At 63.6% G+C, this 11,455-nt stretch carries 8 protein-coding genes and 2 pseudogenes; 3 read left to right on the forward strand and 7 right to left on the reverse strand.

Annotation, left to right across the window (positions count from 1 at the left end):
* Positions 1 to 344 precede the first annotated feature (344 nt).
* Positions 345 to 1,898, reverse strand: coding sequence for a type II and III secretion system protein family protein (locus OXS27_RS30415; protein ID WP_267361343.1), 1,554 nt, complete (start codon positions 1,896 to 1,898; stop codon positions 345 to 347).
* 221 nt (positions 1,899 to 2,119) lie between these two features.
* Positions 2,120 to 3,075 (reverse strand): IS630 family transposase gene (locus tag OXS27_RS30420; RefSeq protein ID WP_267361345.1). Its coding sequence is split into 2 segments (ribosomal slippage): positions 2,120 to 2,739 and positions 2,739 to 3,075, totalling 957 coding nucleotides; the frame shifts between segments, so codons are not numbered across the junction.
* 85 nt (positions 3,076 to 3,160) lie between these two features.
* Here OXS27_RS30420 and OXS27_RS30425 point away from each other — a divergent pair.
* A pseudogene (locus OXS27_RS30425) lies at positions 3,161 to 3,327 on the forward strand (IS5/IS1182 family transposase); the annotation flags it as partial.
* Positions 3,328 to 4,372: 1,045 nt separating this feature from the next.
* On the forward strand, positions 4,373 to 4,666 hold the full coding sequence (locus OXS27_RS30430; RefSeq protein ID WP_267361347.1) for a hypothetical protein: 294 nt from the start codon (positions 4,373 to 4,375) through the stop codon (positions 4,664 to 4,666).
* A 257-nt stretch (positions 4,667 to 4,923) separates the two neighbouring features.
* Here OXS27_RS30430 and OXS27_RS30435 read toward each other — a convergent pair whose 3' ends face one another.
* From OXS27_RS30435 to OXS27_RS30455, 5 genes are all read right to left on the reverse strand, one after another.
* Entirely contained in the window at positions 4,924 to 5,262 is a 339-nt protein-coding gene (locus OXS27_RS30435) for a DUF6538 domain-containing protein (RefSeq protein ID WP_267361349.1), read from the reverse strand.
* Positions 5,263 to 5,336: 74 nt separating this feature from the next.
* Positions 5,337 to 6,878 (reverse strand): TolC family outer membrane protein, encoded by a 1,542-nt coding sequence (locus OXS27_RS30440; protein WP_346733025.1) that lies wholly within the window; start codon positions 6,876 to 6,878, stop codon positions 5,337 to 5,339.
* A gap of 456 nt (positions 6,879 to 7,334) precedes the next feature.
* The gene (locus OXS27_RS30445; protein WP_267361351.1) at positions 7,335 to 8,141 is read right to left on the reverse strand and encodes a porin family protein; all 807 of its coding nucleotides are present in this window, start codon (positions 8,139 to 8,141) and stop codon (positions 7,335 to 7,337) included.
* A gap of 121 nt (positions 8,142 to 8,262) precedes the next feature.
* The gene (locus OXS27_RS30450; protein ID WP_346733024.1) at positions 8,263 to 9,339 is read right to left on the reverse strand and encodes a DUF5666 domain-containing protein; all 1,077 of its coding nucleotides are present in this window, start codon (positions 9,337 to 9,339) and stop codon (positions 8,263 to 8,265) included.
* 215 nt (positions 9,340 to 9,554) lie between these two features.
* Positions 9,555 to 10,412, reverse strand: coding sequence for a DUF6502 family protein (locus tag OXS27_RS30455; protein ID WP_267361355.1), 858 nt, complete (start codon positions 10,410 to 10,412; stop codon positions 9,555 to 9,557).
* Between the two features lie 812 nt (positions 10,413 to 11,224).
* Between OXS27_RS30455 and OXS27_RS30460 the strand changes: the two are divergent.
* A pseudogene (locus OXS27_RS30460) lies at positions 11,225 to 11,455 on the forward strand (GSCFA domain-containing protein); the annotation flags it as partial.

Here is an 11,455-nt window from a genome sequence, read left to right on the forward strand (position 1 = left end):
TGGCCTCGGCATCGACGCGCTGGTTGCCCTGGACGAAGATTTCACCGGCGCTTGCCGGTGCCGTACACAATAGCGCGTGTAGGCTGAGGATTCCTGCTGCGTAAGGTACGGCAGATTTCATTTGAAGTGACGCCACTTGGCTGACTTGAGCGAACGGACCAAACACGAAGTACACTCGGCGAACGCACACCTCAGGACGCCTCTTATCCGTGGGAATTTTGCCCACATCAAGGGGCAAGTTGTGCGTCGGAGTGCGCTGGGACACTTCTCAGCCTTGTTCGAAGCGGTGCCCTATCTCCTTTCGCCTCGGCGAGGCCGTCTAGGATCCTTGGCTCCCGTAAGACTTATTCGACGATGAAGCCGACGCGGCCGCGATGGGTCTGTCCGACCGGAGCCGCGCCGGTGGGGACGACCTTGCCGTACAGGCGGTTGATCTGGCCGAGCAGCACCGCCTGGCCGTCGGTCGAGTCGACGAAGTTGTCGTCGGGCCGGCTGACCTGCTTCGGCTCCATCGCCCGGGCGATGTAGGGAGTGACCATGATCATCAGCTCGGTCTCCATGCGCTGGTAGTCCCGGGAGCGGAACAGGGCGCCGAGGATCGGCAGGTTGATCAGGCCGGGCAGGCCGGAGATCGCCTGCTTGTTCACCTGCTGGATCAGGCCGGCGGTCATCATCACGCCGCCGGAGGGCAATTCGACCGTGGTCTCCGAGCGGCGGACCCGCGTGCCCGGGATGGCGGTCGTGACGCCGTCGTTGGTGTAGTTGAAGCTGTTCTGGGGATCGATCTCGGTCACGTCGGTAGCGACGCGGATCGAGATGCGGTTGTCGGCCAGCACTACCGGCGTGAAGCTCAGGGCGACGCCGTAGGGCTTGAAGGTGATGCCGGGGGCGGAGCAGACGCCGCTGACACAGCTCGATACTGAGGCGGGCACCGGGAACTCGCCGCCGGCTAGGAACTTCGCCGCCTCACCCGAGATCGCCGTCAGCGTCGGCTCCGCCAGCACCCGGGAGACCCCGGCCTGCTCGAAGGCTTTCAGCGTCGCCTGGAGCGAGAAGCCGCCCGCCTTCACGGACGCCTGGATCTGGTTGCCGGTGGCTAAATCACTGTTGATCGGGAAGGGCACCGAGTTGCTCAGTGCCGGCGAACTTGAGGAGCCTAGTGGGTTCAGCGCCGACCAGTTGCCGTTTAGGTTGATGCCGAACTGCTTCAGGACGGTGCGCGAGACCTCGACCACGGTGACGCGCAGCATCACCTGATCCTTGTTGCGGATCGAGAGGTTGTTGATCACCGCCCCGCGCGCGCCGGCCGAGACGCCGCCGCTCGACCCGCCGGAGGCACCGCCCGCGCCGCCCAGGCCCACGAAAGCGTTCGAGATGTCGATCGCCTGCTGGGCGTCCGCCGATGAGTTGACCGAGCCCGACAGCAGCACCGAGGCTCCGGAGGAGCGCACGTCGAACCGCCCGCCCGGGATGCTCTGGCCGAGCAGTTCGCGAAGGGTCCCGAGATTGAGGTCGCGGGCCACCGTCACGTCGAGGGCGGCGATCTGGCGGCCCTCGGCATCCATGATGAAGATCGAGGTCGCGCCGTCGGCCATGCCGATCACGAAGACCTTGCGGGTCGAGCGGACCACGGCGTTGGCCACCGCCGGATTGGCCACGAAGACCTCTTTGGCGTCCCGCGGCAGGTCCACGATCACGGAGCGGCCGGCGGTCAGCTCGACGCGGCGGGTGGAGGCGGCCTCCGCGGCGCCGACCGTCAGGACTGGCGCCGGGCCGTGGATCGGCCGCTCCTGCGCCGAGGCCGGGTTGGCCAGGGCGGCGAGGAGGGCGAGGGCGTGGGCCGGGCGCGCGTGCCTCCCCGTTTTGCTGGCCTGGGAACGGACCAGCAGCGTTGGCATCAGCGTTTTCTCTCCTATCATCTTTTTAAAGCCTTGGAAGTTCGAAACATTAATCGACGATAGTGAAGTGCTGAGGCTGGCGCTCATAGCGAATTTCATAGGCAGCACTTTCATAATCATACGACGTGACTGTGTGTGAAAATTGCCCACGCAATCCTTAATGGAACGTTGCAGCAAAGGTCGCCTGATACCTAGAATCGTAAGCCTAGAGCCGAATCCGATCATGTTGGATCATATGCGTCATAACCTGCGGCGGCGAGATAACGACGGCATTCGGCCGACGTGAAGCGTCGGAAGGCCCGTTGGATCGTGATCCAGAGGTGGCTGATCGTGCGAGCGGCCTCGGCACGGAGAATGGCCTTGAGCTTGGCAAAGGCGAGTTCGATTGGGTTAAAGTCGCAGGAGTAGGCCGGCAGGTAGAGCAGCTTCGCTCCCGCCGCCTCGATGCGCTCGCGGATACCGCTGACCTTGTGGGCGGGTAGATTGTCGAGCACGACCGTATCGCCGGTCTTCAGGACTGGGATCAGGGTTTCTTCGACATAGCCGCGGAAGCGAGCACCGGTCATCGATCCGTCGAGAAGCGCGGTCGCGATCAGGCCGCTGGTGCGTAGGGCGGCCGTGACAGTGGTGGTCTTCCAGTGTCCGAACGGCGCGGCGACCCGGCAACGCTCGCCGCGCGGGGCGCGTCCGTAGCGCCGGACCATGCTGGTGTTGGCCGCGGTTTCGTCCAGGAACACAAGGGCGTCCGGGTCGAGGTCGAGTTGCCCCTCGAACCACCCCACGCGGGCAGCCTTCACGTCCTCCCGATCCTGCTCGGTCGCGTGGCCGGTGTTTTTTTTCGCGTGATGCCGTGACGTTTGAAGAAGCGCGACAGGCTGCTCACCCCGACCCGCAGGCCGCGCTTCGCCAGCTTCTCCTGTAGCTCCGGAAGGAAGATCTCGGGCTTGGCCTCATAGGTCGAAACGATCAGGCCGGCTTGCGCTTCGATCGTCTGCGAACGCTGATCCCCGCCCATCGGCTTGGGTGCGATCCGCCCCTCTTGCGCGAAGCTCTCGGACCAGCGGATCGCGCTGGTCGGGCTTACGCCGAACCGCTTGGCAGCCTGACGGCGCGACGCGCCTTCCTCGACGGCGGCCACGACACGCGCGCGCAGATCGACGGATAGAGCAGATGGCATGCGGCTCTACCCCTCGGAACGCAGAGCATCGAATCACACCGCCGTCCGCTCTGAAACCCCGGATGATTCAGACCGGTCGGTTCGCGCTCTAGATCAGTCGCGCAGTGCACTCGACAGTGCCAGCCTGCCAGCAGAAGAGTACTCCTCGACAGGCCGAACCTAATGGACCGGCACGGCCCGGTGACAAAGCGCCACTTCGTCATGGACGTACGCGGCATGCCGCTCGGCTTAAGACTTAGCAGGGCCAGGTGTGTGTAGACCAGTAGCCGCATCGCGCGCGAAGCTATGGTTGGGTCGTCGCGTTGGAGTCCGTGCGGCCGTGAACTCGACACCTTGGGCGCCGGTTCACGGCCCGGATCCTGCCATGAATGGGTGCGTTGTCCGGTCTCTCGCCAACTGGGCGATCGAGTCCGTCCTTCGCGGAGACCTAACAGCACGGCACCCGCATGCCTTCAATAGCGTGGCGACTTGGACCGCTCCTCGCGCTTATGCTGCCCGAAATAGTCTTGGCGGAGACCACGCCTCTGAGCGTGCCAATCCTGATGCACGGGTCGATCGGAGACGATGCCTGCTCGGGAAAGGGACACGTGGTCGAGCTTGGGTTTGACCCGGACAGCTTCCTACCCCTGCGAAGCGGCCCCGGCGGAGCGCCATTCTGTGAGATCGGGCGCCTGCATTACGGCGATACTGTAAAGGCCTGCGAGAAACTCGGTCTTTGGCTAGGCGTCGTCTATAGGTCAGCGCTGCTGGGATGTCGGACAACGATCCTCGTACCGGTCGAGCAGGCGTACACGGGACCTTGCGAGCACGGTTGGGTTCTAGCACGGAGCGTGAATGTCGAATGAAAATAATGCTGGTCTGAATGGTGACTTCGCAAGCGTCTGACCTACCGAATTGGTCACTAAGCGCGTTGCGCCGGTACAACACGCGCCGTCGCCGGTTACGGTTCAAGCTTTCGTGGGTCATATGATGTCCCTGGCAAAAGATCGCGAAGTTTGCCTGCTCCGAGTGGAGGTACCGTATTTCTAATTGACATTGGCAAAAACAATCTAAGTCTACCGACCGGAGCCGAGATGTCAGTTTCAGACGCTAAGCCGATCCGGCCACGCCGACAGAATGAAAAACCGATGAGGCGGGTCGTATTCTACACGTATACCGGCGCAGTGCTGGCACTCCTGTCCAACTTTGGGGGAAGAGTAGCAACGATTCCGGGCATTCAACTTGGCTCGGATAAAGGTGGCAGCACGTATGGCTTCGACACGCCCCCTTTGAGATCTAACGCGCCGACAGAAGCGTTATGACGGGTCACGCCACAGTTCGCCTCCTGCGCGTCAACTTCTACACTCAAGATGCAAAGGGGCTGATCGTGTGCAGCGGCGGTTTCACGCTTGACCGTGAGCATGCATCAGTGCCAGCGAGCGTAGAAAGCACCGGCAGCGGCATTCTGCACGGGGCCGTAACGACAGCGCGGTCTAATCGCGGCGAGGGCACGTTCACCGGACCGTCCGGGCGAACCTCGACGCTTCGCTACGGCGCGTTGACCTCTCCCACTCAACTGATTGAACCGAAGGACAACCTCTTTCCGCGTTGACGAGCGAGGCTGCCGCTCGCTGATGCGCACGAAAAAAGCGACCTGGGGATCAGCTTCCAAGGCACTGTTCAATCTCACGGCCAGTCTGATCCGGCTGGAGATCTGATACCGAAGTACAACTCTGGGAAGCCGTCTCTACTAATCTACCAACGGCAGGGTCGGTGTGGTGCCCCCGAGACCTGTAAGCGATCGCGCACCCGGCGATTGATGAACCTCAGCGTACTCGCGTTTGCGTCAGCGCCGCCAGGAGAATCGGATCAGTCCGCAGAATCCTCATTTATTTTCAGAAATGCCCAAAACGCATCATCGGCTCTGGCGAGTTTGGCGGCTTCAACCACAGCAACTTCGAGAGCTCGGGTCTTGAGGCTCTTTCTGATTTGCTCCTTGCCGCCATAGTGAGGCTTCGCGTGCTTCGGTATGCGCCGGACATACCATAGAAGCCCATTGCCCTTGTAGTCGCGAACGTACCGAACCTTCGACACAACGTGCCCAATATCAGGAAATTTACCAGCCAAATCGGCACTCAGAACTTTGGCTGCAACGACGGGCCATGATATAGATTCCGCTGTGTCTAATTCTGCTGATTGTCGGTGCATGTCTGCCTCTAACAATGCCGCGTGGTTCGGGAGAGCCTGGGACACATCAGCTTTGCCCAATGATCTAATATTGCTCAGCGGCCGTCCGGGGTGCGCAGGCCGAACCACAGGTCCTTGACCTGATCGTAGTGGACCTTGGCGCTGTAGTACTCGACCGGCAGGGCGGTGAACCGGGCCGTGAGCTGTCCGATCGCCTGAACCACCCCGTAGGAGTAGATCACGCGATCGCGCTGGGCGAGGATCAGGTTCACGCGCGAGTTCAGGAGTTCCTGCTGCGCGTTCAGCACGTCGAGGGTGGTGCGCTGGCCAACCCGGGCTTCCTCGCGCACGCCGTTCAGCGCCACTTCGTTGGCCTGGACCTGCGCCTGGGCGGCGATGACCTGCGCCTTGGCGGCTTCGAGCAGGCCCCAGAAGCTGACGATCTGCGCGCGAACCTGGTCGCGGACCTGATCGACCAGGATACGCGTCTGGCCGACCGTCTCCTTCGCCTGCCGGATCTGTGCGTAGGTCTGGCCGCCCTCGTAGATCGGGATGTTCAGCCGCCCGCCGACGAAGCCGACGAAGTAGGACTGGTTCGGGCCGGTCTGATCGTAGACCTGGCTCAGCGAGCCCTGGAGGCTCAGGTTCGGGGCGAGCTGGCCCTCGAGAACCTTGACCTGGGCCTCGGCCGCATCGACGGCGTGAATGGCCGACACGATCTGCGGATGCTCGCGCAGGCCGATGGCGATGGCCGCATCCAGCGAGCCCGGAACGAACCGGTCCAGCGGCCGGCCGGGCGCGAGCTGCCGCGGCTCGACGCCGATGTTCTGCCGATAGATGCCGATGCTGGTGCGCAGGGTCGATTCGGCCGTGCTGACCTGCGAACGCGCCCCGGCGAGGCGGGCCTCGGCCTGCGCCACGTCCGTGCGGGTCACCTCGCCGACGTTGAACCGGTCCCGGGTCTGCCGCAGCTGCTCCTCCAGAACCTCGACGTTGTTCCGGTTGAGTTCGAGCGTCGCCGTGTTGCTCAGCACGTTCATGTAGGCCTGAACGGCATTGTAGAGCACGGTCAGCTCGGTGAAGCGCAGGGTCTCGCGCTGGCTGTAGACGTTCGATTCGGCGCGGCGGGTCTGGTTGTCGGTCTGGAAGCCGTTGAAGATCGTCTGTGAGACGGTCAGGCTCGCCGTGGTCGGGAGATAAGTCGTCCGGGTCGTGCTGCTCGTCGTACCTGTCGTTGACGTGCTCGTCGTGCCTGTCGTCGAGGCGCTCGTCGTACTTGTCGTTGAGGTGGTCGCCGTACCTGTCGTCGACGTGCTCGTCGTCCCAGTGCTTGCCGATGTCGCGGCGGTGGACGCGGTGCTCCCGGTGCGGGTTTGAAGGTATTGCACCCCGATCTGCGCGCCCACGTTGACCTGCGGCCTGTAGCCCGACTGTGCGATCGCGACGTTTTCATCGATTGCCCGCACGCCGGCCCGGCTTGCGTTGAGCTGGGGATTGCCCTGGTAGGCCTTAGCTAAAGCGCTCTCTAGGGTCTCAGCTATGGCGGCGGGTGGGGCTGCTAACGCCAGGACGATACCGGTGGTAAGGAGCCAGTCAAATAAGCCTGTTAGGCCAAGTACAGGTGCGCGTACTTCCACAACCGCAGCCTCTGAAATTCAACGACAAGGCAGATGCCCGCCCCGCTGACGGACGCGCTAACACCACTGCAAGGTTAGCCGCGTACTCCTCATGGATGGTTAGCACGACAGGGAGCAGTACGCCTTCCTAAAGGTCGAGGATTAACACAATCCCCGGTTGCTGAGGCATTTAGGTGACATCAAACGGCGTGCCCAGTGATCAAAATTGAAGAGTGTTGATACGGCAAGCAGGTAATTCAGGCTCTATATCGGAGCATCCGCCTCGTACAAGCGATGGTGGATTAAAATTGCCATGAAATAAAACATCGTTGAAGCAATTTGTGGCGCTTAGCCCAACACCGCATTCCGGAACGACAGACGCCCCAGGAGGAGGGGGGACTCCTGGGGCGCTGTTCGACCTCGCGGCCAGTCTGATCAGGCTGGGAATCCGGAGGTCAACCGTCTGATCGAAAAATTCTAGTACGATCCGAACTTGTAGTTCAAGCCAACGCGGCCGAGCACGCCCTCGTTCTGGTAGCGAGCCGTGTAGGCGCCGCTTCCCGAACCAACCGCAGTCAGTGGGACCGTGTGGTTGCCGAGGTCGTAGTACAGGGCCTCCGCCTTCAAGGTGACAGCCGAGGAGCGGAAGAAGTTCAGGAACGAGTCGGTTGGCAGGGCATACTCGATGCCTCCGCCTGCCGTCCAGCCGATGTCGGTTTGGCTGCGCGAGCCGTAGAAGTTCGGGTTGCCAGCCGCCGTCTCGAAGAGACTGCGGTAGGTGGTGCCGCCGTAGGCAAGGCCACCCGTTGCGTAGACGAGGGTACGGTCGAAGGCGTAGCCGATGCGGCCGCGCACGGTGCCGAGATAATCTAGCGACTGATTATAGGTGCTGATCCCGCCCAGTGCGCCGGTGTAGCTGCGCGTGCGGTTCATCTCCGTGTAGGCAGCATCGGCCTCGACGCCGACCACGACGCCTGAACCCGGCGTGAACTGATAGTTGTAGCCGACCTGACCGCCGCCTGTGAACCCACTCTGCGGCAGGGGCAGTGCGCCCGGACGATTACCGGTGGTCACGCCGGTGTTGTTGGCGAACACGCCTGCGGTGTTCACCGTCTCCTTGGTCGAGGTGATGTAGCCAGCGTTGATGCCGAAGTAGGCGCCGGTCCAGGTGAACACCGGCACGGGGGTGAACGCCGGCGGGGGCGCCCGGCGCGGCAGGTCAGCGGCCGAGGCGGCGGCGGTGAGTGCAGTAAGAATAGCAATTGAAGTCAGAGTTTTGAACATGATGGTGTCTCGAGGAGCGTTAGCGGCCCGATTTCGCTCTTGATAGAGCAATTTTCAAACTTGGCTGTAACCGAGAAAGCACAATTTCCCGTTTTTGTGGGAAATATGCCCACAATTCTTATCATCGCGGCCGGCTTGGGCCTCCGCCGCCTAGTCCCCCACCCCCTGGTCCTCCGGGATTGCCACCAAATCCACCGGGCACCCCGCTGGGTGCGCTCAACGGCCCCCCACCCCGGCCGCTTCCACCACCTGATCCATTGCCGAAGCTGCTTGGGTCGTCAAAACCGTTCCCGCCCGTCGAACTGTCTGCCCCAGTTCGAGGGTCGACACGCAGGTCGCTTTGCTCCCTGTACCCTGGCTCAGCGCCGAAGCGCCTCGGCGCGTCCTCGGGCAGGCCGCGCAGGTCGAGCCGGTCCCGCTCGAAGCGCGGGCTGTCCAGACGCGGCGCCTCGGGTTCCTTGTGGTTGTCGATGCGCAGCCGGTTCACTGAAAGACCGCCGCCTTGCGTCAAGCCCGCGGTAATCACCGCGCGCACGCTGCCTGTCGGCGGCACTGAAGGGCCTGCCCGAGCCGTGACAGCGAGGCCCGAGCCAAGCTCGAGCTTGTTACCCGCGCGGCCAATGTAAGCCTCGATCGACACCTGCCTTACACTCGGCGGGAACGGCAACCCAATCTGCGCGGCGTTGGTCACGTTGAGGACCCTATCTGCCGCTGTTCCGGTAACCAGGGCACGCTTGCCTACCGGCAGTATCTCGGCGCCGGTCAACCGTAGGCCGCCGATCATCACTGCGGGCCCATCCCGGCGCACCGGACCGGCGACGCGGTCAGGGCCCGAACCCTGCGGTTCGATCAGACTCGCGACGATCACTCCGTCTTGCCGGCGCAGCCCGCTCACGGCGACCCGCGTGCCTGGCTTCCAGTCGCCGGTCAGCCCCGCGGTAGAGACCCGCTGGCCGAGCACGACCAGTCGCCCCGGCGCTGCCGACTCCACCGTCCCGACCACCTCGCTTGCCACTTCGATACGCTGGGTCGCGAGACCTCCATTCTCATAGCGGGCCACGACCTGCACGACCTGGCCGATCTTCAGATCCGCTGCGGTAGCTGGCTCCCCGTCGATGCGTACGGCTACAGTCGGCGAATAGGCAATCCGCAGGTCGTTCACGATGATCGAGCCGAACTGACGGATCGTGCCAATCACCCCAGTCCCACCGATGCCGCGGTCGCCTTCGCCCAACGGAGATGGGGCCTGGGGCTCCGTTCGCATCATGCCGGTGCCGCCGATGCCGTGGTCGCGCGGCGTCTCCTGGCCTCGTGCCGCGCTCGGCGTGAGGGCGCACTGCAGCAGTGGGGTCACGCCTGCAAGTAGGCGCAGGACGGACCGGCGATGAACCGAGTTTCGCACCAGCCGATCCTCTAGCGTTCATCCGCTGGCTGAGCAGAGGGTGCGGTTTGGGCTCCAGCCTCCGTAAAGACGTAGAGGCCGAAGTTCCAGCGGTGATCGCCGCCCGGGTCGGTCTGGCAGGCGGCGTGCGCCTCGCGATTGGCCTTCTGCAGGGCCTCCATGGCGATCTCGCGCGCTCGCGCTTCGAGTTTGGTCGCAAGCTCTTTGGAGAGCCCGTCATAGTGGACAGCCCGCTCCAAGAACCGCGGCTTGTCTCCGACGATGTTGGCCACGGCCGCCGCAATATGGTCGTGCAGGTTGCGCCCGAAATAGTAGAGCTGGGGTCCTTCCGCGCCGTCGCCGCGCGGGACGTAGGCGGCCTCCGCCAGCATGATCCGGTCCTGTGCATCCGTGAAGGCGAGGCCGCGGTCGAGCCACTCATCCAGCACCGCGCGGGGGCGCAGATCGCGGGTCACCCCGGCCACCAGAGTCTCGAACGAGGGCGCGCTGCCCTCAGCCGTGCGGGGCAGCGGCAGGGGATGGCCCTGCGGATCGGTGAAGGCCGGGTCGGCGATCCAGCGCGCGATGATGCGGCTGGTGCGCGAGACCACGGCGGGGACCGCGCTGACCGGGGCGCCGGCACCACGCAGGCGCCGCACCTCTTTACGGTGGATGCCGGTGAGCAGGGACACGCGGCTGTCGGTCTGCTCCTTGCCGGATAGCGCAAAATCGTACTCGGCCACGTTCACGTAGAGCTCGCGCAGCAGATCGGTCAGGGCCGGAAAGGTGATGCCCCGGGCGACCAGCAGGCGCACGAGCGGCCGCAGGAGCCGCGCTAAGGGTGCGTGCAGGCTGGCGCCCTCCCGCGACGTTTCGGCAGTCTCAGACATATCTACTCTCGTAGAAGTTTGAGCGTGGGAAGCAATCCCACACGGTGCGCAACCGCGCCGTGTGGGCGAATTTCTCGGTTGACGTGGGATTTTTGCACACGTAAATTAGGTGGGCAAATTTCCCACGCATATCGAAGCCCCCTTGCTATGCCTGACACGTCTCCCCGTCTCGTATGCACACCCCTGCCGCCGATCGCATCTATTCAAATGGCCGTACGAGCCGACCGAACCCCTGACCTCCCGACGCGTCTTATGCGCCTTGCGTACGCGCTCACCGCCCTGGCCCTACCCGCCGTTGGGATCTCCGTCGTGGAACTGGTCCGCCCTAGCAGCGCGCAGATCGCGCCGCGTGCGGCCGTCTCCACCGGGTCGTTAGCCGGATTGTCGGATCGCCACCGCTTCGGTGAGAAGCAATGGGACATCACCCAGCTCGCACCCTTAGGAGCTGCCTTCGGTCGGATGCGCCGATGATCCGAACTCTGATCAGCTTGTCTTACCGCGACGGCGCTGCGTCCAGCCATCGGCGACTGCTTCCCAATTTCGCCCTATGCCTATTCCTCGCCATTGCAATCGTCGGCCCACTCATTTCGGCGGCGACGCGAGCCTCTGTGAGATTGACGCACGATCAAAACCCGACGCTGCACTGTGCCAGATGACGTACCCCGCTGCGCCTACGGGACGTGATCGGGGGCCAAATCGCTATCGTCGGGTCGAACACGCCTGAACATTAGCGAATGCGCCGCCTGCACAGGTCGCCCAAGCCATCGAATAGCCGCGCCTATCCTTTCAGCGGCATATCCCGTGAGGCCAAAATGTCGAACAACCCGTACAGGTCCTTGCCGTCCAGGCAGTTCTGGTCCAACGCCGTCACGAACGTGCCGCCCTTCGCCCTGGATCTGCGCGCGGGCGACGCCTTCACCATCTCGCCCGACGACCGGGTAGCCACGGCCGGTTCCTGTTTCGCGCAGCGCGTGGCGGCCGCTCTCCGTGCCTCGCAGTTCAACTACTACGTCACCGAGACCGCGCCTGCTGGCATATCGCAC

This window comes from Methylobacterium sp. GC_Met_3, from assembly GCF_026540775.1.
Classification (GTDB): domain Bacteria; phylum Pseudomonadota; class Alphaproteobacteria; order Rhizobiales; family Beijerinckiaceae; genus Methylobacterium.